13 protein-coding genes, 2 tRNA genes, 3 rRNA genes, 2 pseudogenes and 1 riboswitch are annotated in these 25,931 nt (G+C 61.3%); of the genes and pseudogenes, 11 read left to right on the top strand and 9 right to left on the bottom strand.

Annotated elements, in window-relative coordinates; genetic code table 11:
• Positions 1 to 4: 4 nt before the first annotated feature.
• Positions 5 to 1,822 (top strand): glycoside hydrolase family 28 protein, encoded by a 1,818-nt coding sequence (locus NHH88_05845; protein USX15308.1) that lies wholly within the window; start codon positions 5 to 7, stop codon positions 1,820 to 1,822.
• 13 nt (positions 1,823 to 1,835) lie between these two features.
• A complete protein-coding gene (locus NHH88_05840; protein ID USX15307.1) occupies positions 1,836 to 3,683 on the top strand; it encodes a glycoside hydrolase family 28 protein in 1,848 nt (615 codons plus the stop codon).
• 121 nt (positions 3,684 to 3,804) lie between these two features.
• Here NHH88_05840 and NHH88_05835 read toward each other — a convergent pair.
• Both NHH88_05835 and NHH88_05830 read right to left on the bottom strand, forming a co-directional pair.
• A pseudogene (locus NHH88_05835) lies at positions 3,805 to 4,641 on the bottom strand (methyl-accepting chemotaxis protein).
• Between the two features lie 36 nt (positions 4,642 to 4,677).
• A pseudogene (locus tag NHH88_05830) lies at positions 4,678 to 5,400 on the bottom strand (MCP four helix bundle domain-containing protein).
• A gap of 185 nt (positions 5,401 to 5,585) precedes the next feature.
• On the opposite strand from NHH88_05830, the gene NHH88_05825 reads away from it, so the two are divergent.
• The 3 genes from NHH88_05825 to NHH88_05815 all read left to right on the top strand — a co-directional run bounded on the left by NHH88_05825 (position 5,586) and on the right by NHH88_05815 (position 8,353).
• Positions 5,586 to 7,331: a M1 family metallopeptidase gene (locus NHH88_05825; protein USX15306.1), complete on the top strand. Its 1,746-nt coding sequence runs from the start codon at positions 5,586 to 5,588 to the stop codon at positions 7,329 to 7,331.
• The gene (locus tag NHH88_05820; GenBank protein USX15305.1) at positions 7,328 to 7,834 is read left to right on the top strand and encodes a hypothetical protein; all 507 of its coding nucleotides are present in this window, start codon (positions 7,328 to 7,330) and stop codon (positions 7,832 to 7,834) included. Before NHH88_05825 ends, NHH88_05820 begins: the two co-directional genes overlap by 4 nt.
• A 177-nt stretch (positions 7,835 to 8,011) precedes the next feature.
• On the top strand, positions 8,012 to 8,353 hold the full coding sequence (locus NHH88_05815; GenBank protein ID USX15304.1) for a DUF1840 domain-containing protein: 342 nt from the start codon (positions 8,012 to 8,014) through the stop codon (positions 8,351 to 8,353).
• A gap of 167 nt (positions 8,354 to 8,520) precedes the next feature.
• On the opposite strand, the gene NHH88_05810 is transcribed toward NHH88_05815, so the two are convergent.
• On the bottom strand, positions 8,521 to 12,432 hold the full coding sequence (locus NHH88_05810) for an ATP-binding protein (protein ID USX15303.1): 3,912 nt from the start codon (positions 12,430 to 12,432) through the stop codon (positions 8,521 to 8,523).
• Between the two features lie 155 nt (positions 12,433 to 12,587).
• Here NHH88_05810 and NHH88_05805 point away from each other — a divergent pair, with 155 nt between their 5' ends.
• On the top strand, positions 12,588 to 13,697 hold the full coding sequence (locus tag NHH88_05805) for an alpha/beta hydrolase (protein ID USX15302.1): 1,110 nt from the start codon (positions 12,588 to 12,590) through the stop codon (positions 13,695 to 13,697).
• Between the two features lie 65 nt (positions 13,698 to 13,762).
• On the opposite strand, the gene rrf is transcribed toward NHH88_05805, so the two are convergent.
• The 5 genes from rrf to NHH88_05780 form a co-directional block, all read right to left on the bottom strand.
• Positions 13,763 to 13,875: ribosomal RNA gene (gene rrf / locus NHH88_05800) — 5S ribosomal RNA — on the bottom strand.
• A gap of 146 nt (positions 13,876 to 14,021) precedes the next feature.
• A 23S ribosomal RNA gene (locus tag NHH88_05795) occupies positions 14,022 to 16,894 on the bottom strand.
• Positions 16,895 to 17,123: 229 nt separating this feature from the next.
• A tRNA-Ala gene (locus tag NHH88_05790) sits at positions 17,124 to 17,199 on the bottom strand.
• Positions 17,200 to 17,223: 24 nt separating this feature from the next.
• A tRNA-Ile gene (locus tag NHH88_05785) sits at positions 17,224 to 17,300 on the bottom strand.
• A gap of 80 nt (positions 17,301 to 17,380) precedes the next feature.
• Positions 17,381 to 18,911 (bottom strand): 16S ribosomal RNA (locus NHH88_05780).
• Together the 16S, 23S and 5S rRNA genes with 2 tRNA genes alongside form the textbook arrangement of a ribosomal RNA operon.
• A gap of 425 nt (positions 18,912 to 19,336) precedes the next feature.
• Between NHH88_05780 and cobT the strand changes: the two genes are divergently transcribed.
• The 3 genes from cobT to NHH88_05765 are packed head-to-tail and all read left to right on the top strand — an operon-like array spanning position 19,337 to position 21,720.
• The gene (gene cobT, locus NHH88_05775; GenBank protein ID USX15301.1) at positions 19,337 to 20,374 is read left to right on the top strand and encodes a nicotinate-nucleotide--dimethylbenzimidazole phosphoribosyltransferase; all 1,038 of its coding nucleotides are present in this window, start codon (positions 19,337 to 19,339) and stop codon (positions 20,372 to 20,374) included.
• Between the two features lie 11 nt (positions 20,375 to 20,385).
• Positions 20,386 to 21,174: an adenosylcobinamide-GDP ribazoletransferase gene (locus tag NHH88_05770; protein USX15300.1), complete on the top strand. Its 789-nt coding sequence runs from the start codon at positions 20,386 to 20,388 to the stop codon at positions 21,172 to 21,174.
• A gap of 3 nt (positions 21,175 to 21,177) precedes the next feature.
• Positions 21,178 to 21,720 (top strand): histidine phosphatase family protein, encoded by a 543-nt coding sequence (locus tag NHH88_05765; protein USX15299.1) that lies wholly within the window; start codon positions 21,178 to 21,180, stop codon positions 21,718 to 21,720.
• A gap of 13 nt (positions 21,721 to 21,733) precedes the next feature.
• Here NHH88_05765 and NHH88_05760 read toward each other — a convergent pair whose 3' ends face one another.
• Complete coding sequence (locus tag NHH88_05760; protein ID USX15298.1) at positions 21,734 to 22,492, bottom strand: DUF6445 family protein; 759 nt, start codon at positions 22,490 to 22,492, stop codon at positions 21,734 to 21,736.
• A 115-nt stretch (positions 22,493 to 22,607) separates the two neighbouring features.
• Positions 22,608 to 22,827: riboswitch (cobalamin riboswitch) on the top strand.
• 96 nt (positions 22,828 to 22,923) lie between these two features.
• Here NHH88_05760 and NHH88_05755 point away from each other — a divergent pair.
• Together NHH88_05755 and NHH88_05750 are read left to right on the top strand one after the other, a co-directional pair.
• Positions 22,924 to 24,807, top strand: coding sequence for a TonB-dependent receptor (locus NHH88_05755; GenBank protein ID USX15297.1), 1,884 nt, complete (start codon positions 22,924 to 22,926; stop codon positions 24,805 to 24,807).
• A 101-nt stretch (positions 24,808 to 24,908) separates the two neighbouring features.
• Positions 24,909 to 25,931 carry an iron ABC transporter permease gene (locus tag NHH88_05750; GenBank protein USX15296.1) on the top strand — a complete coding sequence of 341 codons (1,023 nt, stop codon included), beginning with the start codon at positions 24,909 to 24,911 and terminating at the stop codon, positions 25,929 to 25,931.

Raw genomic sequence — 25,931 nt, 5'->3', positions numbered from 1 at the left:
TAAAATGAATCAAGTAATGAACCCGCAACGCCGCAACGTCCTGCGCGCGGCCTCGGCCGGCGCCATGCTGGGTGGCGCCGCGCCGCTCGCGTTCGGCCAAACCGCGCCCGCCGCCTCCGCCGACCCTTGGGCCACGGCGCAACGCATCATCGACCGCTTCGCCAAGCCGCTCGTGTTCCGCAAAGAAGATTTTCCGATCACCAAGTTCGGCGCCAAGCCGTGCAAACTGGCCGAGATCACCACCACCGGCGGCGACGAGCCGCTTAAGCGCATGTCGCCGGTCGCCAAATCGCCGGACTGCTACCCCGCCATCACCGCCGCTATCGCCGCTTGCAACAAGGCCGGCGGCGGCCGCGTGCTGGTTCCCGCCGGCGCCTGGTACTGCGCCGGCCCGATCGTGCTGCTGTCAAACGTCAACGTCCATCTCGCCGCCGGTGCCGAGGTCTACTTCAGCGCCAACCCGAACGACTACGCCAAGTACGGCGACATCGATTGCGGCAAGAACGGCAAGCTGGTGATCTCGCGCTGGCAGGGCAACGACGTGCTGAACTACTCGCCGATGATCTACGCCTACAACCAGCGCAACATCGCGCTGACCGGCGAGGACTGGACCAGCATCCTCAACGGCCAGGCCGGCGTACCGTTCGAAACCGGAGGCGGCGGTTCCTGGTGGGACTGGAGCGGCAAGAACAAGCAAGCGCCCATGCACGGACGCAAGATCAACCCGGCTAATCCCGAGTCGCTGGCGACGGTTGCGCCGTCGCTGTCGGATGCCGAGCGCGCGCTGATCCAGGGCACCCGTCCCGACTGGCGCACCGACTCGCGCTATCTCCCGGCGCTGTCCGAGGCCGGCGTGCCGGTGGCCAAGCGCATCTTCGGCATCGGCCACTACCTGCGCCCGTGCATGGTCGAATTCGTCGGCTGCACCGACGTGCTGATGCAGGGCTACCAGTTGCTCGATTCGCCGTTCTGGCTGCACCACCCGGTCAACTGCCGCAACGTTCACTTCAGCAAAGTGCGGATGGAAAGCAAGGGCGCCAACAGCGACGGTTTCGATCCGGAGTCGTGCGACACCATCCTGGTCGAGGGCTGCCTGTTCAACACCGGCGACGACTGCATCGCCATCAAGTCCGGCAAGAACCGCGACATCGCCGAAGGTCCGACGCGCAATATGGTGATCCAGGACACCATCATGAACAGCGGCCACGGCGGCGTCACCCTGGGCAGCGAGATGGCTGCCGGCATCGAGCACGTGTATGCGCAACGCATCGAGTTCCGCAACATCCACTGGGACAGCGACCCGCTCGGCACGGCGATCCGCATGAAGACCAATATGAATCGCGGCGGCTTCCTGCGCCACTTCTACGTGCGCGACGTGACCGTGCCCAACGGCGTCAAGACCACCCCGGGTTTTTACAATCCGCTGCCCGGCTCGGTCATCAAGCCGAAGACGGTGTCGACCAGCGGCGGCGGCCTGATCACCATAGACTGCGACTACGCGCCGGCCGACGACGACGTGCGCATCCGGCCGCCGTCGGTGTCGCACGTGCACATCTCCAATGTCAAGGCCGGCAACATCAAGGTCGGCGGCGCCGAGGTGTCGTGCTACCAGGCCATGGTGATCCTGGGACCGGTGGCGACCAGCTTCAACGGCAAGCCCGGCACGCCGGTATTACCGTTGACCGACATCACCATCACCGACTGCGACTTCGGCACGCCGCGCAACGCCGAGCAGCCTTGGTTCACCCACAACGTCAAGGGCCTGGTCTTGAAGAATGTGCGCATCGCCGGCAAGACCATCTCGACGGTTTTGGACACCTGATGCGGGGATCGCGATGAGCACTTCAACCACCCACGCCGCCCGCCGCAACTTCATGCAGACCCTGGCCGGCGGCACCCTGGCGCTGGCCGGCGGTCTGCCGGCGCAGCTGATGGCTGCTTCCGCCACCTCGGCCGCATCCACCGACCCTTGGCGCCAGGCGCAGGCCATCATCGACCGCGTATCGAAACCGCTCACCTTCCGCAAGGAGGATTTCGTCATCACCGCGTTCGGCGGCAAGGCGTGCGAGGTGGTGCCGATCAACGCCTGGGTCGGCTCCAGCGACCGCGCCGATATCCACACGCCGGCGCCGGGATCGACCGATTGCTACCCGGCCATCAGCGCCGCCATCGCCGCCTGCCACAAGGCCGGCGGCGGCCGCGTCTTGATCCCGACCGGCAATTGGCTGTGCGCCGGGCCTATCGTGCTGTTGTCGAACGTTCACGTGCACCTGGCCAAGGGCGCGCACGTCTACTTCTCCGCCAATCCGCTCGACTATGCGCGCCATGGCGAGTTCGATTGTGGCGCCAATGGCAAACTGTCGCTGACCCGCTGGGAAGGCAACGATTGCCTGAACTATTCGTCACTGGTGTACGCCCACGGCCAGCGCAACATCGCCCTGACCGGCGAGGACTGGACCTCCATCCTCGACGGCCAGGCCGGCGTGCCCTTCCCCGGCGATGCGGATTGCTGGTGGTCCTGGAAAGGCCGCGAGCGCAAGGGCGAGGTGCATGTGCCGTTCACGGTCGGCAAGGTGCAGGAACGGCCGAACCCGCGCAACCGCCCGCTGACCGAGATCGCGCCGCATCTATCCGCCGAGGACGCCGCGAAGATCAAGGGCGACGACCCGTGGTTCCTGTCGGACTCGCACTACCTGCGCGCGCTGAGCGAGGCGCGCGTGCCGGCCAGGCAACGCATCTTCGGCATCGGCCACTTCCTGCGGCCGCACATGGTGCAGTTCATCAGTTGCACCGACGTGCTGCTGGCCGGCTACCAGACCACCAACACGCCGTTCTGGCAGCACAACCCGGTGGACTGCGCCAACGTGCACGTGAAAGGCATTTACGCCAACAGCATGGGCGCCAACAACGACGGTTTCGATCCGGAATCGTGCCGTTACGTGCTGATCGAGGGCTGCCAGTTCAACACCGGCGACGACTGCATCGCCATCGATTCCGGCAAGGGCACGGATACGCAGTTCGGTCCGTGCGAGAACGTGGTGGTGCAGAATTGCCGCATGCACAGCGGCCATGGCGCGCTGACCTTGGGCAGCATCATGTCCGGCGGCATACAGAATGTGTATGCGCAGAACCTGGTGTTTGAGAATGCCAACTGGAAGACCGATCCACTCAACATCGCCATACGGCTGAAGACCAATATGGCGCGCGGTGGTTTTCTGCGTAATTTCTATGTGCGCAATGTGCAGATCCCTAACGGCATCCGTACCACGCCGGCTTTTTACAAGCCGACGCCGGGGTCGGGGATTCCGGAGAAGACCGTGGCTGCGGGCGCAGGTGGCGTGATCACCTTCGATTGCGACTACAGCCCGCTCGACGATACCATCCGCACGCGGCCGCCGCTGGTGACCAATGTGCACATCTCGGGTATTACGGTCGGCAATGTGCAGACCAAGGATGGCAAGTTCTCGTGCTACCAGCCGATTGTGGTGCTGGGCCCGGTGGCGGTGAACTATAACGGGCCGGGTAAGCCGCAGATTCTGCCGGTGAGTAATGTCACCGTCAGCGATTGCGACTTCGGGACGCCGGTGCTTAAACAACCGGCGTATCTTTATAACGTTAAGGATCTGGTGCTGAGGAATGTGACTATCGCCGGGAAGGTGCATAACCAGCGGTTGTCGTCGTAGGCGTCGGCGGCGGCGCATGCATGGCGGATTACGCTTCGCTAATCCGCCCTACGTGTTTCAACGGGATTGTTGAATCCTGTGGCCCACGCGGGTGACCTTACACTGTCGCCAGCGACAGTTGAGGTGCCGGCCGGTTTTGCGGCTGGTGGGCCTTCGGCGCGGCACGCCCCTGCTCCAGCTTGAACACGCTGACCACCTGCGTCAGGTGCGACGCCTGGCCTTCCAGCGCGGCCGTCGCGGCGGCCGCTTGCTCCACCAGCGCGGCGTTCTGCTGCGTCACGGCGTCCATTTCGTTGACGGCCTGGTTGATCTGCTCGATGCCGACCTCCTGCTCCCGGCTGGCCGCCGTGATTTCGCTCATGATGTCGGTGACCCGCTGGATGCTGGCGACCACCTCGGTCATCGTGGTGCCGGCCTTGGCCACCAGCTGATTGCCCGCGTTGACTTGCTCGACGGAGTCGTTGATCAAGGTTTTGATTTCCCTCGCAGCGCTCGCCGAGCGCTGCGCCAGGTTGCGCACCTCCGACGCCACCACCGCGAAGCCCCGGCCCTGCTCGCCGGCGCGCGCCGCCTCCACTGCCGCGTTCAAGGCCAGGATGTTGGTCTGGAAGGCGATGCCGTCGATGACGCCGATGATGTCGGCGATCTTGCCGGCCGAGGCGTGGATGTGGCCCATCGTCGTCACCACTTCCGTCACCACCGCGCCGCCTTGGCGCGCCACGTCGACGGCGGACACGGCCAACTGGTTGGCTTGGCGCGCGTTGTCGCTGTTTTGCCTGACGGTGGAGGTCAGTTCCTCCAACGACGACGCCGTCTCTTCCAACGCGCTTGCTTGCTGTTCGGTGCGCGACGACAGGTCCAGGTTGCCGCTGGCCACTTCCACCGTCGCGGTCGTGATCTCGTCGCTGCCGGCGCGCACCTGGCCGACGATATTGTTCAGGCTGCGTGTCATGTCATTGAGCGCCTGCAACAGCAATCCGATCTCGTCCTTACTTCGCACCTCGACTTGGCCGCTCAAGTCGCCGGCGGCGACGGTCTGCGCCAACGCCACGGCCCGGTTCACCGGCACGGTGATCGAACGCGTGATGAACCAGCCGATCAGCACCGCCGCGATCGCGGCCGTCACCGACAGGATGACCGTCAGTCGCACCGCCAACGCGCCGCCGGCCGCGATTTCCTCGCCGTCCTTCTTCATCAGCGATTCCTGAAAATCCTCCATTGCGTTGATGGCGTTGAAATACGGGGTTTGCACTGCGCGCAGCTCCTTGCTGACGTATTTGCCGGCCTGCTCGGACTGTCCATCCCTGATCAGCTTGACGAGGACGTTGCGTGCCGCCGTGTAGGCGTCGCGCCGCTCGCTCAGGGTCTTGAACAGCTCCTTACCCTTGGGAAGCGTCAGCATGGTGTCGAGCTTGACGATATATTCCTCGTTCGCCTTCAGCGACACATCCAGCTTCCCCAACTGCTCCCGCACTTCGGCCGGGTCGGCCGCGCCGATGACGGCGTTGCGCAGCAAGCGCGATTGCACATTGACCTCGGTCTGGATTTGCCGGGCCAAGGTCAACTTGACGAAGCTGTCGCTCAAAATCCGCTCCGTCGCCTGGTTGATCAGGTTGATTCGGGTGATGGCGACCAGCGCCACGGCGGCCAATAACAGCACCACCACGCCGAAACCCAGGCCGAGGCGCGTTGCGATTTTTAAGTTAGAGAGGTTCATGATAGTTTCCGTTTGGGTTCAATGACTGCAACAGGTCGATGTTGGCTCAACGGCGACACGACATATTGCGTCACGGCAAGCCATGCGACTGCATGTTGTTGTAGAGCGTCAGCATGCTTGTTGATAGCGTATCGGCCGTTCTTGCTGCTATATTGCTTTATCAACATTCACCGGTATGTACCCGCATGACACGCCTGTCCCTGCCTCTCCTGACGACCCTCGCCGCCAGCGCCCTGTTGGCCGGCTGCGCCACCCAAGCGCCGCTGACGGACTTCACCGCCGGCTCCGGCGGCCCGCGCGCGCCGGAGCAGCTGGCCGTCACGTTCGACAAAGCCGACCTGGCGCTGCGTGTCGATCCCGCCACGCAAAGCATCCGTGGCGACGCCGCGCTGACCTTCACCGCCAACGCGCTGGCGACGACGCCGCTGACCCGCATCGCCGTCGAGCTGGACCGCAACCTGCCGGTCGACGGCGCCAGCGTCGACGGCGTGGAATTGGCGCGCGCGGCGATCAGCAATCCGGACGGCCGCCTCTACCTGACGTTGCCGACGCCACTACCGGCCGGGGCCAGCACCACCGTGCGCATCCGCTATCACGGCGTGCCGCACGTGGCCAAGCGCGCGCCGTGGGATGGCGCCTTCACGTGGAGCAAGACGGAGGACGGCCAGCCGTGGATCGCCACCACCGTCGAGGGCGAAGGCTGCGACCTGTTCTGGCCCTGCATCGACCATCCGATGGGCAAGGCCAAACTGATCGACCTGCACATCAGCGTGCCGGCGCCGCTGGTGGTCGCCGGCAACGGCGTGGCCGTCGGCATGGATGAGAAGGACGGCTGGCGCACCTACCACTGGCGCGCCAAGAATCCCAGCACCTACGGCATCGCGCTCAACATCGGGCCCTACGAGATGCTGTCGGGCGACTACGCCAGCCGCTACGGCAACACCATTCCGCTGCGCATGTGGTATCTGAAAGGACACGAGCGGCAGGCCAAGGGCCTGTTCGCCGAGTTCGGGCCGATGCTCGATTTCTTCGAGCGCCGCATCGGCCCCTACCCGTTCGGCGACGAGAAAATGGGCGTGGTCGAGACACCGCATCTGGGCATGGAACACCAGACCATCAACGCCTACGGCAACGGCTACCTGAAGTCGCCTTACGGTTACGACTGGCTGTTGCACCATGAGCTGTCGCACGAATGGTTCGGCAACCAGATGACCAACGCCGATTGGGACGACATGTGGCTGCACGAGGGCTTCGGCAGCTACATGCAGCCGCTGTACCTGCAATGGCTGCGCGGCGAGATGGAATTCCAGACCGAGCTGTTCAACCACCGCAAGTCGCTGCGCAACAAGGTACCGGTAGTCGGCGGAAAGCCGCAACGCATCGAGGACGTCTACGACGATAAGCGCGGCGGCCCGGGCAACGACATCTACACCAAGGGCTCGCTGATCCTGCACACGCTGCGCAACCTGATCGGCGACGACGCCTTCTTCCGCGCCACGCGCCGCATGGTCTACGGCACCGACACGCCGGCACCCGGCAACTTCCAGCCGCGCTGGAGCAGCACCAGGGAGTTCATCGCCATCGCCAACGAGGTGGCCGGCCGCGATCTGGGCTGGTTCTTCGACGCCTACCTGTACCACGCGGCGCTGCCTGAGCTGGTCGAGACGCGCAACGGCGGCCAGCTGCGCCTGGAATGGAAGCTGAAGGACGGCGGCCCGTTCCCGATGCCGCTGGAAGTGCGCATCGTCGACGGCCAGGGCGAGCGCATCGTCCAGCTGCCGATGACCGGCGGCGTCGGCGAACTGCCCCTGGCCGCCGGCGCGCACTATACTGTGGATCCGGCGTCCCGCGTGCTGCGCCAGGAGGCGCATATCGACGAATGGAAACGCGACGAAGACGAACGTAAAAAGAAGAAAGAGAAGGCCTCATGAAAAAGATCTCGCTGGCGCTGCTGATGGCGGCCGCGCTGTCCGCCTGCAGCCCGCAATACGACTGGCGCGATTACCGCAGCAATGACGCGCCGTACGCCGTGCTGTTCCCCGGCAAGCCGGCCAGCCAGACCCGCGCCATCAAGCTGGACGACCTGGACGTGAACATGACGATGACGGCGGCCGAAGTGGACGGCGTGGTGTTCGCGGTCGGCAGCGCGCAACTGGCGGACGCGGCGCGGACGCCGGCGGCCCTGGAGGCCATGAAGACGGCGCTGGTCAAGAACATCGGCGCCACGGTGACCAAGAGCGCAGCGTCGGCGACAGCGGGGCAGACCGTGCTCGATGTCGAGGCGAAAGGCAGCCAAAATGGTGAGTCCATGGTGCTGATCGGGCGTTTTATCGCCAAGGACACGCGCATCTACCAGGTCGTCGTCATGGGGCGCGAGAAAAATATCGTGCAAGACACCGTGGAAACCTGGTTCAGCTCCTTCAAATTGAACTGAAACCGGGCGCTTGGCTTAGAAGATGCTTAACTGACGTGCGCTAACGTCCATACAGATGGGTTCGTCTCTTGTAAAGTTTCCGTGACGACCTAATGTGAACAGCAACGGCACGCCGCTGCTTCGTCATTCGGCGCACCGTCAGACCTCTTGATTAATAATACTAAGAAAGCGCGCATCATGTTAATTGCCTTCAAATCCAAATCCAGCCCCGAAGTCCTGATGTATCAGGAACACGCCCAACGCATTCTCGACTTGCTGCATAAAAACCCCACGCGCGGCGTGATCACCGCCGCCGAGGCCGAGCAGGCGCTGTCGGTGCTCGAACATGAAGTGGCCGAAAGCAAACTCCATCCTGAAAACGATATCGAGCACGACATCCACGCGCACGAGAAGGAAGAGAACGAGACGGTGGAGCATGCCGTCATGCAACGCGTGGGATTCCACGCGCGCGCGTATCCGCTGCTGGAGATGCTGCGATCGGCCAAGCAGGAAAACGAGAGCATTATCTGGGGCGTGTAGCCAGTCCCGGGAATGTGATAACACGCGGAGACACGTAGGGCGGATTAGGCGGCACGCCGTAATCGGCCATGCATGGGTCGTCGACGGCGCATCCATGGCCGATTACGCTGCGCTAATCCGCCCTACGTGTCTCCGAAGTTAATCACGGCCCAAGCCGATTTGACCCGTCAATCCCCGGCGAGACTGGCTTTTAACGGCAAATCGATCGTGAACCGCGTCCCGACCCCGACCACGCTGTCGACCCGGATGCTGCCATCGAGCAGCGACGTCACGATGTTGTACGTGATGCTCAACCCCAGCCCGTTGCCCCCCTGCCCCAGCTTGGTCGTGAAGAACGGATCGAAAATGCGCGCCTGGTGCTCGATGGCGATGCCCGCGCCGTCGTCCTGGAACACGATCCGCACCCGGTCCGGCCCCAGCCGCACTGCCCACAGCCGTATCACGCCGCCACTGCGCCCGTCGAAGGCGTGCAGCAGGGCGTTGTTGATCAGGTTGATGATGACCTGGCCGTAAGGCCCGGGGAAACTGTCCATCTCGATATCGTCCGGCATCTCCAGATCGACCTGATGGCCCGCCTTGCGTATCTGGTTCTTCATCGTGGTGACGATTTCCTGGCTGGCCTGGTGCAGGTCGAAATGGCGCCGTTTGGCGCTGGCCTGGTCCACCGCCACCTGCTTGAAACTGTTGACCAGCTCGGCCGCGTTGCGCAGGCTGCGCATCAGCAAGGTCGACGCCTCGCGCGCGGCGTCGATGAATTGCGCCAGGTCGGAACGGCGCAGCACGTTGCTGTTCTGGCGCAGCTCGATCTCCGTGGTCTTGTCCTCGAGCGTGCTGGCGATCACCAGGCTGTTGCCGATCGGCGTGTTGAGCTCGTGCGCGACGCCGGCTACCAGCGAGCCCAGCGCGGCCAGCTTCTCGCGCTCGACCAGCTGCTGCTGTGTGTCCTGTAGCTGCCGGTAGGAATCGGCGTTGGCGAACGCCACCGCCACATATGACGCCAAGGTGGTCAGCATGTCGACATCGATGCGCTGGTAGGCGCGCGCGCGGTAGCTGTGGACGGTGATGATGCCGCGCACCTGGCCGTTGACGGAAATCGGCACATAAATCAGCGAGCGCGGCTCGGTCGGCAGCGAACCGTCTTCGAGCGTGCCCATGTTGTCGACGCCGGACACCAGCGCCAGGCTGGCGATATAGCGCGCATATTCCTGTTCCAGGTCGTTGATGAACACTTCCTCGGCATGGTTGATGCACCATACCGCCAGCTGGTTGGGCTCGCGCATGCTGCGCGTGTACGGCGTGTAGCGCTTGCCCTTCTCCATCGCGAACGGATACTCGATCAACTCCTGCTCCGGCCGGTAAATGCCGATGCCGAACACGCTCGCGTCCATCAGCGCGTGCACCTGCTGATACAGCATGGTCATGATGGCTTCGCTGTCGAGGTTGGCCGTGATGCGGCGGCCGATGTCGGACAGCAGGGAGATATTGCGGTGCGCCAGCTCCACGCTTTCCTTCTGCAGTTCGGCCTCCTGCTTCTGGCGTTCGATCGACTCCTTCTGCTGCACCAGCTCGCGCGTGCGGCTGCCGACCTCCTCCTCGAGTGCCTGCTTCTGCCGCATCAACATGCGGATGCGGATGCGGAACAGCAGATACGCGGCACCGACCGCCAGGCCGACCATCAGCAGGCGGAACCACCACATCTTCCACACCGGCGGCGTGACGATCAACTCCAGCACCGCCGGTTGCAAACTCCAGACGCCGTCCTTGTTGGCGGCCCGCACGCGAAACACGTAGCGGCCCGGGTCCAGGTTGGTATAGGTGGCGAAGCGCTTGCCGGCGTCCGTCGTCACCCACTGGGGATCGAAGCCCTCGAGCTGGTAGGCGTAGCGGTTGCGTTGCGGGTCGGCGAAATGCAGGGCCGCGAACTCGATCGAGAACATGACGTCGCGATGGCTCAAGGTCAGCGTTTTGGCCCCGCTCAGCGAGCCCTTCGGCAGCACGTCGGGACGCCGCACGTCGCTGAGGATCGACTCGTTGAAGATGAAGAAATCGGTGATGGCGATCTGCGGCGCACGGGTGTTGTCATGGATGTCGGCCGGCTTGAACGCGGTCATGCCCGCCAGGCCGCCGAAGTACAGCGTGCCGTCCGGCGCCTTGTGGGCCGCGCCGATGAAGTACGAACCGTCGATCAAGCCGTCCTTGGCCGTGTAGTGCTTGAAGAATCCGCTCTCGGGATTGAACATCGCGATGCCGGCGGTGCTGCTGATCCATAGCCGGCCGTTGCCGTCCTCCAGGATGGCGCCGATCGGATCGACCGCGCCGCCGTTCTGCCCCGGGTAGTAGCGGAAGAGCAGGTCGCCGTCCGGCTGCGGCAGGGCCTTGCACAAGCCGGCTGCGGTGCCGACCCACAGCACGCCGCTTTTATCCTCGAAGATGAACGGCACCCTTTTGTGGCTCAGGCTGTCCGGCCGGTTCGGATCGTGACGGTAGTGGCGGAACTTGCCGGTGGCGCGGTCGAAGCGGTTCAAGCCGTTTTCCGTGCCGATCCACAGGATGCCGTGCCGGTCCTCCAGCAGCGCGTAGACGCGGCCGTCGACGCTGTCCGGATTGTCCGGATCGGCGCGATAGGTGGTGACGGCGTCGGTGTCCGGATCGACGCGGTGCAGCCCGCTGCGCGTGCCGGCCCAGATGACGCCGGCCCGGTCGACCAGCAGCCGCTGGATCGACAGCGAGTTTGGGTCGGCGTCGAACGGCACCCGCGTGTAGCGGCCGGTGGCGGGATCGCGCCGGGCCAGCCCGGTGGAAGTGCCGACCCACAGCCGGCCCTTGAGATCGGTGGCCAGCGCGATCACCACGTCGCCCGGCAGGCCGGCGGGATCGCGCTCGTCGCGGTGCCACGACTCGACCGTGCGCTTGGTTACGTCCAGCCTGGTCAGGCCCTCCCCCGAGCCGAGCCAGAGTTTGTTGTCGCCGGCGCCGGCGATCGCGCGCACTTTGCTGTTGGTCACGCCGGGCAGCACGCCGGACGACTCGGTGTAGCGCTCGAAACCGCCGCTGTCGAGATCGACCCAGTCCAAACCGGTGTACCAGTTGCCCACCCACAGCGTGCCAGTGCGGTCCTGGTACAAGGCGGTGATCTGGTTGTCGCCGATGCCGTGGCGGTTCAGGCTATCCCAACGGTAACTGTGGAACTCGCCGCTGGTGGGATCGCGCCGCTTCAGGCCGTCCTCCTGGGTGCCGACCCACAAGGTGCCGTCGCTGTCGTGCATCAGGACGGTGACGCGCACATCGCCGAACGGCCGGGACAGCGCCGGTGACAAAGGCTTGGGCGTGGCGCCATCGAGCCGCCAGGCCTGCAGGCCGGCCATGGCGCCGGCCCACACCACCCCGTCCGGTCCCACCGACAGCGAGGTGATGTTGTTCGCTGGCGCGGACCCTTGCCGCGGCGTCAGGTGCAGGAATTTGGCGGCGCCCGGCGGCAGCATTTCCAGCCCGCTGGCGGTGGCGATCCACAGATTGCCGGACTTGTCGCGCGCCACCGCGTTGACCCGGTCGTCGGAGATGCTGTCCGGGTCGGCCGGCGCATGCCGCAAGGTGCGCACCTTACCGCTCTTGATGTCGAGATGCTGCAAGCCCTCGCTGGTGGTCAACCACAGCCCGTCCTTGCCGTCGCCGATGATGTTGGTGACGGCAAGATTGCCGGTCTTGACGGCTTGGTGGACAAAGCCGCCGGTGGACGGGTCGTAACGGTCCAGTCCGCCTTTACTGCCGACCCACAGCCGGCCGCCGGCATCCTCGTAAAGCGCCTGCACGTAATTGTCGAGCAGGCTGTGCGGGTTGCCGGGATCGTTCTTGAAGACGGTGACACGGTAGCCGTCAAAGCGGTTCAGGCCGGCCTGCGTGCCGATCCAGATGAAGCCCTGGCGGTCCTGGATCACGCGCGTGATGGACTCCTGCGTCAAGCCCTGCTCGACGCCGAGGTGTTCGAAGCGCAGGCTGAGCGGGGCGCTGTGGACGAACGAACAGAACGCCAGCAGAAGCAGGCCGCAAAACCGCGCCGTACGCATGGCGAAAACTGACATAAGGTTGCACTCCAATATTAACTATATTGTAATGCAGAAATACGCAGCGGCGAAAAGGGATGGCGGAGGCGGCTGGGAAAGCGACACCGCTGGTTTGGCACACTGACGAAACATCCGGCTAGAATGACATTTTTATTCATTCAGGGTTTGAATCGATGAAAAAAATTCTGACGGGGTGTGTGCTGTTGGCGTCGCTGGGTGCCGGCGCGGGTGCGCAGGAGTGCAAAAGCCTGCAGGAATATGCCAAGGCGCGGGAAGTGATCAAGGACTTGGGCCGCATCGTCGCGCCGGCCGGCGTGCAGGAAGCCTACAAGACCAACATCGGCGGCATCGACCAGTGGATCAACGTGCGCGGCCAGGACAAGAACAATCCCGTGATCCTGTTCGTGCACGGCGGTCCGGCCTCGCCGCTGATCCCCACTATCTGGCAGTTCCAGCGCCCGCTGGAAGAGTATTTCACTATCGTTAATTACGACCAGCGCGGCGCCGGGAAGACATTCAATGAAACCGCGCCGGATTCGATCAGCGACAGCATCCACATTCCGCGCTACATCGACGATGCGATCGAGGTCGCCGAGTACATCAAGACCCGCTACCGCAAGGACAAGGTGATCCTGATGGGCCATAGCTGGGGCACGGTGGTTGGCATGGGCGCGGCGCTGAAGCGGCCGGACCTGTTCCACGCTTACGTCGGCATCGGCCAGGTGATCGACACCCGCGAGAATGAACGCATCAGCTATGACTACGCGGTTGAGCAATCGAAGGCGCACAACAACGAGAAGGCCATCAGGGAGCTGGCGTCGATCGCGCCGTATCCGGGCGACCAGCCGATCACGCGCGAGCGCATCGTCACGGCACGTACCTGGGCGCAGCACTATGGCGGCCTGAGCGCCTATCGCGACAGTTCGGACTACTTCCATAACGCGGGCAAGCTCTCGCCGGAGTATAACGACTGCGACGTGCGCGCCATCGACGCCGGCAACATGTTCTCGCTGGGCCGCTTGCTGCCGGAGTTCCTCGGCGTCGACTATCGCAACGTGCGCAGCTTCCCGATCCCGGTGGTGATGTTCATGGGCCGCCACGACTACACCACGCCATCGGCCCCGACCGACGAGTGGCTCAAGCGCGTCAAGGCGCCGTACAAACGCGGCGTGTGGTTCGAGCACTCCGCCCACATGATCCCGTGGGAGGAGCCGGGCAAGACACTGGTCAGCCTGCTCGAGACGGTGCGGCCGCTGGCCGTGACGCCGCCCAAACGCAAGTAAATGGGAAATACAGACGAAAAAAAGCCCCGACCAAATCATTGGAAGGGGCTTTTTTAATATAACTAGCCTGACGATAACCTACTTTCACACTGGTTGCAGCACTATCATCGGCGCAGAGTTGTTTCACGGTCCTGTTCGGGATGGGAAGGGGTGGGACCAACTTGCTATGGTCATCAGGCATTGACTTGTACGAGCCGCGTTCATATGAACGTTGCTCAGAATCTGGAGAAGTAAGTAATCAGTATCTCAATACTGGGTAATGAAGTTGTGTATCAACGAACGCCTCAACGTACTTCTTATTCAACCATAACCTGCTAAGGTTATAGGGACAAGCCGTACGGGCAATTAGTATCAGTTAGCTTAATGCATTACTGCACTTCCACACCTGACCTATCAACGTCCTGGTCTCGAACGACCCTTCAAAGAGCTCAAGGCTCTGGGAAATCTCATCTTAAGGCAAGTTTCCCGCTTAGATGCTTTCAGCGGTTATCTCTTCCAGACTTAGCTACCCGGCAATGCCACTGGCGTGACAACCGGTACACCAGAGGTCTGTCCACTCCGGTCCTCTCGTACTAGGAGCAGCCCCCTTCAAATTTCCAACGCCCACGGCAGATAGGGACCAAACTGTCTCACGACGTTTTAAACCCAGCTCACGTACCACTTTAAATGGCGAACAGCCATACCCTTGGGACCGGCTACAGCCCCAGGATGTGATGAGCCGACATCGAGGTGCCAAACTCCCCCGTCGATATGAACTCTTGGGAGGAATCAGCCTGTTATCCCCAGAGTACCTTTTATCCGTTGAGCGATGGCCCTTCCATACAGAACCACCGGATCACTATGTCCTACTTTCGTACCTGCTCGACTTGTCAGTCTCGCAGTTAAGCACGCTTATGCCATTGCACTATTAGCACGATGTCCGACCGTACCTAGCGTACCTTCGAACTCCTCCGTTACACTTTAGGAGGAGACCGCCCCAGTCAAACTGCCTACCATGCACTGTCCCCGACCCGGATAACGGGCCAAGGTTAGAACCTCAAATGAACCAGGGTGGTATTTCAAGGTTGGCTCCACGAGAACTGGCGTCCCCGCTTCAAAGCCTCCCACCTATCCTACACAGATTGATTCAAAGTCCAATGCAAAGCTACAGTAAAGGTTCATGGGGTCTTTCCGTCTAGCCGCGGGTAGATTGCATCATCACAAACACTTCAACTTCGCTGAGTCTCGGGAGGAGACAGTGTGGCCATCGTTACGCCATTCGTGCAGGTCGGAACTTACCCGACAAGGAATTTCGCTACCTTAGGACCGTTATAGTTACGGCCGCCGTTTACTGGGACTTCAATCAAGAGCTTGCACCCCATCATTTAATCTTCCAGCACCGGGCAGGCGTCACACCCTATACGTCCACTTTCGTGTTTGCAGAGTGCTGTGTTTTTATTAAACAGTCGCAGCCACCAGTTTATTGCAACCCGTTCACCCTACTGAAGTAAATCAGCCAAGCTACAAGGGCGTACCTTTTCCCGAAGTTACGGTACCAATTTGCCGAGTTCCTTCTCCCGAGTTCTCTCAAGCGCCTTAGAATACTCATCTCGCCCACCTGTGTCGGTTTGCGGTACGGTCTCGTATGACTGAAGCTTAGAGGCTTTTCTTGGAACCACTTCCGATTGCTTCGAGACCTAAATCTCTCGTCCCACTCCCTTGAATTACGCGCCCGGATTTGCCTAAGCGCCTTCTATGAAGCAGCAACCAACTATTCCAACAGTTGGACAACCTTCCGCGATCCGTCCCCCCATCGCATCATACGACGGTGCAGGAATATTAACCTGCTTCCCATCAGCTACGCATCTCTGCCTCGCCTTAGGGGCCGACTCACCCTGCTCCGATGAACGTTGAACAGGAAACCTTGGGCTTACGGCGTGGGGGCTTTTCACCCCCATTATCGCTACTCATGTCAGCATTCGCACTTCTGATACCTCCAGCATCCTTTACAAGACACCTTCGCAGGCTTACAGAACGCTCTCCTACCATATGCTTACGCATATCCGCAGCTTCGGTGACTGGCTTAGCCCCGTTACATCTTCCGCGCAGGACGACTCGATCAGTGAGCTATTACGCTTTCTTTAAATGATGGCTGCTTCTAAGCCAACATCCTGACTGTTTTAGCCTTCCCACTTCGTTTTCCACTTAGCCAATCTTTGGGACCTTAGCTGGCGGTCTGGGTTGTTTCCCTCTTGACGCCGGACGTTAGCACCCGACGTCTGTCTCCCAAGCTCGCACTCATCGGTATTCGGAGTTTGCAATGGTTTGGTAAGTCGCGATGACCCCCTAGCCATAACAGTGCTCTACCCCCGATGGTGATACTTGAGGCACTACCTAAATAGTTTTCGGAGAGAACCAGCTATTTCCAAGTTTGTTTAGCCTTTCACCCCTACCCACAGCTCATCCCCTAATTTTTCAACATTAGTGGGTTCGGACCTCCAGTGCGTGTTACCGCACCTTCATCCTGGCCATGAGTAGATCACTTGGTTTCGGGTCTACACCCAGCGACTATCGCCCTGTTCGGACTCGATTTCTCTACGGCTTCCCTATATGGTTAACCTTGCCACTGAATGTAAGTCGCTGACCCATTATACAAAAGGTACGCAGTCACGGAACAAGTCCGCTCCTACTGTTTGTATGCACACGGTTTCAGGATCTATTTCACTCCCCTCCCGGGGTTCTTTTCGCCTTTCCCTCACGGTACTGGTTCACTATCGGTCGATTACGAGTATTTAGCCTTGGAGGATGGTCCCCCCATATTCAGACAGGATTTCTCGTGTCCCGCCCTACTTGTCGCACGCTTAGTTCCACACATCGCATTTCACATACGGGGCTATCACCCGCTATGGCTCCTATTTCCAGAGGATTCTGTTATGCGTCATGCTAAAACGTGCAGGCTCTTCCCATTTCGCTCGCCACTACTTTGGGAATCTCGGTTGATTTATTTTCCTGCAGCTACTTAGATGTTTCAGTTCGCCGCGTTCGCTTTGCATACCTATGTATTCAGTATGCAATGACCTAAAAGGCCGGGTTTCCCCATTCGGAAATCTGCGGATCAAAGCTTGTTTGCTAGCTCCCCGCAGCTTATCGCAAGCTACTACGTCCTTCATCGCCTGTAATCGCCAAGGCATCCACCATGTGCACTTATTCACTTGTCCCTATAACGTTAGCCCCTGCGACTAAACAAGGAGCGTTTATAGGAATAAGAAGTACTACGTTGTTGCGTTTGTTGATACATACAATCATTACCCATCGCGCCACCTGTCGGTGATGCGATCAATAAAAATTTACTTACTTCTTCCAGATTGTTAAAGAACGTACAGCACTTGATCTCTAAAAGATCAAACCTAAATCGCAACCAAACTGGCTGACTTACGTTTGAACTTTTGGTGGAGGATGACGGGATCGAACCGACGACCCCCTGCTTGCAAAGCAGGTGCTCTCCCAGCTGAGCTAATCCCCCTGAGATTTACTACTAGGGTAAAACTGGTAGGGCTGGTTGGACTCGAACCAACGACCCCCGCGTTATCAACACGGTGCTCTAACCAGCTGAGCTACAGCCCCAAATGCTGTTCTTTATATTGACAGTCGATAAGTGTGAACGCTTGATGAGTGAACCGTTTAACGGGTTCGTGCCACTCTAGAAAGGAGGTGATCCAGCCGCACCTTCCGATACGGCTACCTTGTTACGACTTCACCCCAGTCACGAATCCTACCGTGGTAAGCGCCCTCCTTGCGGTTAAGCTACCTACTTCTGGTAAAACCCGCTCCCATGGTGTGACGGGCGGTGTGTACAAGACCCGGGAACGTATTCACCGCGACATGCTGATCCGCGATTACTAGCGATTCCAACTTCATGCAGTCGAGTTGCAGACTACAATCCGGACTACGATACACTTTCTGCGATTAGCTCCCCCTCGCGGGTTGGCGGCGCTCTGTATGTACCATTGTATGACGTGTGAAGCCCTACCCATAAGGGCCATGAGGACTTGACGTCATCCCCACCTTCCTCCGGTTTGTCACCGGCAGTCTCATTAGAGTGCCCTTTCGTAGCAACTAATGACAAGGGTTGCGCTCGTTGCGGGACTTAACCCAACATCTCACGACACGAGCTGACGACAGCCATGCAGCACCTGTGTGATGGTTCTCTTTCGAGCACTCCCAAATCTCTCCGGGATTCCATCCATGTCAAGGGTAGGTAAGGTTTTTCGCGTTGCATCGAATTAATCCACATCATCCACCGCTTGTGCGGGTCCCCGTCAATTCCTTTGAGTTTTAATCTTGCGACCGTACTCCCCAGGCGGTCTACTTCACGCGTTAGCTGCGTTACCAAGTCAATTAAGACCCGACAACTAGTAGACATCGTTTAGGGCGTGGACTACCAGGGTATCTAATCCTGTTTGCTCCCCACGCTTTCGTGCATGAGCGTCAGTTTTGACCCAGGGGGCTGCCTTCGCCATCGGTGTTCCTCCACATATCTACGCATTTCACTGCTACACGTGGAATTCTACCCCCCTCTGCCAAACTCTAGCCTTGCAGTCTCCATTGCCATTCCCAGGTTGAGCCCGGGGATTTCACAACAGACTTACAAAACCGCCTGCGCACGCTTTACGCCCAGTAATTCCGATTAACGCTTGCACCCTACGTATTACCGCGGCTGCTGGCACGTAGTTAGCCGGTGCTTATTCTTCAGGTACCGTCATTAGACCCCTGTATTAGAAAGGTCCGTTTCTTCCCTGACAAAAGAGCTTTACAACCCGAAGGCCTTCTTCACTCACGCGGCATTGCTGGATCAGGCTTGCGCCCATTGTCCAAAATTCCCCACTGCTGCCTCCCGTAGGAGTCTGGACCGTGTCTCAGTTCCAGTGTGGCTGGTCGTCCTCTCAGACCAGCTACTGATCGATGCCTTGGTAGGCTTTTACCCTACCAACTAGCTAATCAGATATCGGCCGCTCCAGGAGCATGAGGTTCTTGCGAATCCCCCACTTTCATCCTTAGATCGTATGCGGTATTAGCGTAACTTTCGCTACGTTATCCCCCACTCCAGGGTACGTTCCGATATATTACTCACCCGTTCGCCACTCGCCGCCAGGTTGCCCCGCGCTGCCGTTCGACTTGCATGTGTAAGGCATGCCGCCAGCGTTCAATCTGAGCCAGGATCAAACTCTTCAGTTTAATCTCTGTTACTTTTGCCGTTTTACCGGCTCTCTTATTGCTAAGAGGTCGCTCACTCAAAATACTGACAGGCCACTACTTTCGTAGCGCCTATTTCATTACTTCTTGTGAACATTTGATATTTTAAGTATCGCGGAACTGGGTTACCCCTGCTCCGCGTGCACTTTCATCAAACGTCCACACTTATCGACTGTTAATTTTTAAAGAACTTTATTCGGTACTGCTTGCTGAAGAAGCGTTGTGTTCATCAGCGAAGAGGCAAGATTATGAGGCGTTTCGAATATTTCGTCAAGCACTTCTTTTTCTTTCTCTTCTTCGCTTCACGCCGCATTTGTATGCGCCGTTCTGCGAGGGGGCGAACTATAGCAAGGGCCGCAGTCGCTGGCAAGGGTAAAATAACAAATTCATCGATTGCCAGGCAGGCCATGTTCATTCTTCCAACTATCTCCCCTACTCATAACGATGCGCTAGGCGCCTTGCTCGACAAGGCCATCAACAACAAGACCAAACCGCTTGGCAGTCTGGGAGTGCTGGAATCGCTGGCAAGGCAAATTGGCCTGATACAGAACAGCCGCGAAGTCGCGCTCACGCAGCAGGCCATCCTGGTCTTTGCGGCCGATCACGGCGTCGTCGCCGAAGGCATCTCCGCCTATCCCCAGGACGTTACCTGGCAAATGGTGGAGAACTTCCTGGCGCGCGGCGCGGCCATCAACGTCTTCGCGGCGCAAAACAACTGCGAATTGCGCGTCATCGACGCCGGCGTCAATCACGACTTTGGCCCGCGCGACGGCCTGACCGACCGCAAGCTGGCCCACGGCACCCACAACTTCGCGGAGGAACCGGCGATGACCCACGCCACCTGCGAGGCGGCGCTGGCCGCCGGCATGGTGCTGGCCGCCGAGTTGGACGGCAATGTCGTCGGCTTCGGCGAAATGGGCATCGGTAACACCACCGCCGCCGCCGCGCTGATGCATAAGCTGACGGACATCCCGGTCGCCAATTGCGTGGGCGCCGGTACCGGCCTCTCCGCCGACGGCATCCTGCACAAGCAGCGCATCATCGAAGCGGCGATCGCCCGCCATGAAGCCGTCACCGAGCCGCTCGACGTGCTGGCCACCTTCGGCGGATTGGAAATCGCCATGATGGCGGGCGCCATGCTGAAGGCGGCCGAACTGCGCAAGGTGCTGCTGATCGACGGCTTCATCGTCACCAGCGCGCTGCTGGTCGCCGCCCGCCTGCAGCCGGCCATTCTCGATTACTGCGTCTTCGCGCACTGCTCCGACGAAAACGGCCATCAACAAATGCTCGCCGCGCTGGACGCCAAACCCCTGCTCAATCTCGGCTTGCGGCTGGGCGAAGGCACCGGCTGCGCGCTGGCGCTGCCGCTGCTGCACGCGGCGGTCAATTTCCTGAACCAGATGGCCACGTTTGAATCGGCCCAGGTCAGCGAAAAGTCCGAGTAAGGACACGCTCAGTGCACCAGCTCCGACTGTTCTTCACCGCGCTGCAGTTCTTCACGCGCTTGCCGATCCCGCGCTGGGTGGGCTTCGATCCCGCTTGGCTCAACCAGGCGTCACGCTATTTTCCGCTGGTCGGTGTGGTCGTCGCGCTGATCGCCGGCGCGGTCTACGTTGTCGCCTTCAAGTTCGTCCCTCCCGTGATCGCCGTCATCCTGTCGGTCGCCGCCGGCATCTACGTCACCGGCGCCTTCCATGAAGACGGCTTTGCCGACATGTGCGACGGTTTCGGCGGCGGCATGACGCAGGAGCGCGTGCTGGAGATCATGAAGGATTCGCGCATCGGCGCCTACGGTGCGATCGGCATTTTCTGCCTGCTGTTGCTGAAGTGCGCGATCTTGACCCATATACCGCCCTTCGGGGTGCTGGCGGCCCTGTTGGTGGCGCATCCTATGTCGCGGCTGATGGCGGTTTCGCTGATCTGGCGGCTGGACTACGCGCGCGCCGAAGGCAAGGCCAAGCCGCTGGCGCAGAAGATGCGCACCATTGAATTTTCCATCGCCGCCGTCACCGCCTTGCTGCCGGCGTTGATACTTATCCATCTGGGCTGGCTGTCGTGGACAATGCTGATCAGCGGCTTCGCCCTGGCGCTGGTGGCGACCTTTTGGCTGGCGCGAAAATTCGTGCGGCGCATCGGCGGCTACACCGGCGATTGCCTGGGCGCGGTACAGCAAGTGACCGAAGCGATCTTCTACCTGTGCATGCTCGCCGGGCTGCACACCAGCGCGCAGTCTCAGTTTTTCTAAGCCATGCGACTGATATTGGTCCGTCATCCCCAACCGGTGGTCGCGGCGGGCGTCTGCTATGGCAGCACCGATCTGGAAGTCGCGCCCGGGGAGCTGGCGCGCACGCTCGCCGCGCTGGCGCCGCGACTGCCGGCGGGTTTGCCCGTATATTCCAGTCCATTGCGCCGCTGCGCAGGACTCGCCGCCAGCCTGTCGGCGACGCCGATTTTCGATGCCCGTCTGGTCGAAATGCATTTCGGCGGTTGGGAGATGCGAGCCTGGGACGACATTGCACGCGCAGACGTCGACGCCTGGGCCGCCGATCTGGCCAACTACCAACCCGGCGGCGGCGAGAGCGTGCTGCGAATGGCCATGCGCATCGCGGCCTTCCACGCCGACCTCCAGCGCCAGCTGGGCGACGACGGCGAGGCGATCGTCATCTGCCACGCGGGCGCCATGCGTTTGCTGTCAGCCTGCCACGCCGGCCTTCCCCCACAGGAGATGGCCCTGCAAGCCGCCCGCGCTCCCCACCATATCGCCTACGGCGCCACATTGGTTTTAGAATGAATCCAGGCCCGACTCAGGTCGCGGCCATGCGCAGCTTGAAAAAGGCATTGACCGTCAGCCTGCCGACAGCCGGATCTTCGACCAACAGCTCGGGTGCCGCGAGATGCCCGGAGTGGAACAATTGGCCGTTATAAAAAATCGCGCGGTTGAACTTGGGCTCAACGGTGAGCACCTTTTCGAAATGGTCATCCGACGCGATGGCGAATGTCGGCGGCTTTGTCGGCAGGGGTGATTCCCCCGCCTGCTCCATGCGCTTAAAATCGCGCAGCAGCGCCATGATTTCCGCCGGAGGCACCTTGGGCTTGAAAAAATTGGTGCCGCCGAGCCGCTGATCCTCGAACAGATACAGCACCATCGCTCCGACACCCTCCATCGGATCCAGATCGTAGGAATCGCGGTGCGGCATGCGCTGGCCCGGCAACAGCTGCTCCGGGAGCTTCGTCGCCAACGAGAGTCGGCAGACGGTACCGAGCACCCGGCGCGCCTTCAGCGGTGCGCGCGCATGCAGTAGAAACGCCTCCTGGACGCTGGAGACGAAGCGTCCCGTCAACGGCAGTTCCGGTCCCGGATAGTAATTGCCGACCGAGTCGAGGAATTCTCCGCGCTGGAGCGCCGCATATTCCACCATCGTCTCCGGCTCGGCCAGGAAGTTATCGACGATGACGCACTGATGGCCGTCGAACAGCGGAACCACACTCACGACCGGACGCGGATTGACCATGGGACGCAAAGCCGGAGGGGCGGATGACGGGACAGGACGGAGGTCGAACATGGGGTGCTCCAACGACAGCAAGTGAATTACCTGGCAAGATAGCGCAAATGATAACAAGGACCGGCCGCCATTCGCTCAATTATTTTTCACTAGTTATCAAGTCACACATCAAAGCCGTATAATGACCGGCTTTGGTGCCCGCGCGTCCGTCCGGATGCGCAGTTAAACGGGAAACACGAAGCCGCCCAGCGGCCCACGTGTGCTGCCCCCGCAACGGTAAGCAAGTGTCGCGCGGCGCGCGACAAACCAGCTCTGACAACCACTGTGCTTCGCATGGGAAGGTGAGATGGTCTAACTTGCCAGCCCGGATACCGGCCAAAGCAGGTGGAAGTGGGCGAACCGACTATGCGCGCGCATCTCTCGGTTATCCGCTTCTGTTCAATCTGGCCCACGGGGAAGTAGGCCGGTTGCTTCTAACAGAAAAATAAATCATGTCCTTTCCGATCTCCCGCCTGGCACGCCGCCCGGTGGCACTGACCTCGCTGGCACTGGCGATGGCCGCCGCTTTCTCGCACCCCGGCGCCTACGCCGACGAGGCGCCGGCCGATACCGTCGTGGTGACCGCCACCCGCACGCCGCAACCGCTGGCCGACATCATCAGCGACACCGTCACCATCAAGGCCGAACAAATCGCCGAAGCCGGCGCCGGCTCCGTGGTCGACCTGCTCAAGCGCCAGCGCGGCATCGAGGTGACGCGCAACGGCGGCGCGGGCAGCTCGTCCAACGTCTACATCCGTGGCGCCAACAGCAACCAGAGCATCGTACTGGTCGACGGCGTGCGTATCGGCTCGTCCACCACCGGCGCCGCCAACTGGAGCGCCATTCCGCTGACCGCGATCGACCGTATCGAGATCGTCTACGGTTCACTGAGCTCCCTGTACGGCGCCGACGCCATCGGCGGCGTGATCCAGATCTTCACCAAAAAAGGCCAGGGCGCCCCGGCGGTGACGGCCTTCGCCGGCTATGGCAGCGACAAGACGCGCGAAGCCGATGTGACGGTTTCGGGCGCCACCGGCGGTGAGCACAGCTTCGGCTACGCGGTCAGCGCCGGCAAGGAAAAGTCGGACGGCTTTTCGACCGCCCGTCCAGGCCTGTCCTCGTACAATCCGGACGACGACGGCTACGACAAGGAAAACGTCTCCGGTCAATTCAGCCTGCAACTGGCCAAGGGGTACGAGGCTGGGGCGCTTTTCCTGCATAGCAAACTCGATTCGCAGTACGACAGCGGCCTGTCGGCCTACGACGTGCGCAGCAAAAACGTGATCGACACCGCCAGCGTGTACGCCAAGGGGAGGCTGCTGCCGATCTGGGACAGTCTGCTGCAGTACTCGGAGACCAAGGACAAGGGCGAAAACTACACCAACGCCACCGCCGGCGGTTACGCGCGCATCACCACCAAGCAAAGCTTCATCACCTGGCAGAACGATCTGCGGATCGGCGCCGACGTGCTGCAACTGCTGTACGAGCACCGCAAGGAGGAAGTCCAGACCAACGGCTTCGATCTGCGCAACCCCGAGCGCACCACCAACTCGTTCGCCGCCTCGTACAACGCCCGTCGCGGCGCCAATCTTCTCAGCGCGAGCGTCCGCCGCGACAACACGATCTACGGCTCACAGAATACCGGCTCGCTGGGCTATGGCTACAACATCACGCAGGCGTTGCGCGCCACCGCCAGTTACGGCACCAGCTTCCGCGCGCCGACCTACAACGAGTTGTACTTCCCAGGCTACGGCAATCCGGCCAACAAGCCGGAGGAAGGCCGCAACGCCGAAGTGGGCTTGCGTTACGACGACGGTGTCAACGCGCTGAGCGCCGGCTATTACCGCAACCGCCTGACGGACATGCTGGTCAACATCAATCCGTGCCCGTTCGGCCGCACCGGTTATCCGAGCGGCTGCGCCTACAACGTCAATCGCGCGATGCTGGAGGGGATCACGCTGTCGGCCGCCACCAGGCTGGCCGGCATCAACCTCGCCGCCAACATCGATCTGCAGGACCCGAAGGATGAAACAACCGGCAAACGCCTGCTGCGCCGCGCCAAGAAGCACGGCAACGTGACCGCCGACTATGGCATCGGCGCGTTAAAGGCCGGCGTGGAACTGGAAGTGTCCGGCGACCGCTATGACGACGCGGCCAATCGCAATCGCCTGGGCGGTTACGGACTGGTGAACCTGTACGTGACCTACGCCTTCTCGCGCGACTGGTCGGCGCTGGTCCGCTGGAATAACATCGGCGACAAGCAGTACGATCTGGCGCGCAATTACACCACCCCAGGGTCCAATGTGTTCGCGGGCATCCGATACGGTTATAAATAGACACGAGAACACGTGGGGCGGATTACGGGGTTATCGCTAAGTCTTGCTTAAGCTTGTAATACTGTAATCTGCCAGTGCTTCCCACTCTCTGAAAGTAGTGCATGCATTCTTTCTCACGCAATCTGCAGCAGCGCGCCGCCGTCACCCTGACCGGCCTGGCCCTGTTCGCGTTTGCCAGCCTGGTTTTCTCGGGCATGACCGGCTCGGTCGCGATTCCCCTTTCCGATATTCCCGCAGCCGTCAACGATCTGCTGCACGGCCAGACCACCTCTTTGTCCGCCACCCTGCTCGACCTGCGCCTGAGCCGCGCCATCACCGCCTTCGTCACCGGCGCCGCGCTGTCGCTGGCCGGCGTCATGATGCAGGCGCTGTTGCGCAACCCGCTGGCCGACCCTTATGTCCTGGGCATCTCCTCCGGCGCCTCGGTCGGCGCGCTGGCCGCGCTGATGTTCATGTGCGCCGCGTGGATGGTCGACGCGGCGGCCTTCGCCGGCGCGGTTGTCGTGTCGATGATGCTCTATACGCTGGCGCGGCGCGACATGCGCGGCGGTGCGGCGGCCGAAGGCGGCACCGCCCTGCTGCTGCTGACCGGCGTGATTCTGTCGTCCGCCTGCATGGCGCTGGTCACGCTGATGCTGTCGATCGCACCGGAGAGCCGCCTGCGCACGATGGTGTTCTGGATGATCGGCGACCTGTCCGGCGCCCCGCTGCGCTGGATGCCGTGGGTGGTGCTGGCCGGGGCGCTGATCTTCGCGCTGCGCAACGCACGCGCCATGAACGTGATGGCGCTGCACGCGGAAGCCGCAGCCACCCTGGGCATCCGCGTCGGCGCCTTGCGCAAGGGCCTTTTTTTCACCTCCGGCCTGCTGACGGCCAGCGCCGTGACCAGCGCCGGCAGCATCGGCTTCGTCGGCCTGATCGTGCCGCACGCCTGCCGCTTCGCCGTCGGTCCCGACCACCGCCTGCTGATACCTGCGGCGGCGCTGGCCGGCGGCAGCTACCTGCTGCTGGCAGACACGCTGGCCCGCACCATCATCGCGCCGCAGCAGCTGCCGGTGGGCGTGGTCACGGCCTTGATCGGCGCGCCGGTGTTCCTGTACCAGCTGCACCGGCTGCGTAAATAA

Source organism: Oxalobacteraceae bacterium OTU3CAMAD1, assembly GCA_024123915.1.
In the GTDB taxonomy this organism is placed as follows: Bacteria; Pseudomonadota; Gammaproteobacteria; order Burkholderiales; family Burkholderiaceae_D; genus Rugamonas.
This window is presented reverse-complemented; position numbering and strand designations above follow the sequence as displayed.

What these genes read in the sequence shown, in the direction of transcription:
- NHH88_05815 (USX15304.1), top strand. Translation starts at nt 8,012, where the DNA reads ATGTTAATTGCCTTCAAATCCAAATCCAGCCCCGAAGTCCTGATGTAT.
- NHH88_05820 (USX15305.1), top strand. Translation starts at nt 7,328, where the DNA reads ATGAAAAAGATCTCGCTGGCGCTGCTGATGGCGGCCGCGCTGTCCGCC.
- NHH88_05755 (USX15297.1), top strand. Translation starts at nt 22,924, where the DNA reads ATGTCCTTTCCGATCTCCCGCCTGGCACGCCGCCCGGTGGCACTGACC.
- NHH88_05760 (USX15298.1), bottom strand. Translation starts at nt 22,492, where the DNA reads ATGTTCGACCTCCGTCCTGTCCCGTCATCCGCCCCTCCGGCTTTGCGT.
- NHH88_05765 (USX15299.1), top strand. Translation starts at nt 21,178, where the DNA reads ATGCGACTGATATTGGTCCGTCATCCCCAACCGGTGGTCGCGGCGGGC.
- NHH88_05825 (USX15306.1), top strand. Translation starts at nt 5,586, where the DNA reads ATGACACGCCTGTCCCTGCCTCTCCTGACGACCCTCGCCGCCAGCGCC.
- NHH88_05805 (USX15302.1), top strand. Translation starts at nt 12,588, where the DNA reads ATGAAAAAAATTCTGACGGGGTGTGTGCTGTTGGCGTCGCTGGGTGCC.
- NHH88_05750 (USX15296.1), top strand. Translation starts at nt 24,909, where the DNA reads ATGCATTCTTTCTCACGCAATCTGCAGCAGCGCGCCGCCGTCACCCTG.
- cobT (USX15301.1), top strand. Translation starts at nt 19,337, where the DNA reads ATGTTCATTCTTCCAACTATCTCCCCTACTCATAACGATGCGCTAGGC.
- NHH88_05840 (USX15307.1), top strand. Translation starts at nt 1,836, where the DNA reads ATGAGCACTTCAACCACCCACGCCGCCCGCCGCAACTTCATGCAGACC.
- NHH88_05810 (USX15303.1), bottom strand. Translation starts at nt 12,432, where the DNA reads ATGTCAGTTTTCGCCATGCGTACGGCGCGGTTTTGCGGCCTGCTTCTG.
- NHH88_05845 (USX15308.1), top strand. Translation starts at nt 5, where the DNA reads ATGAATCAAGTAATGAACCCGCAACGCCGCAACGTCCTGCGCGCGGCC.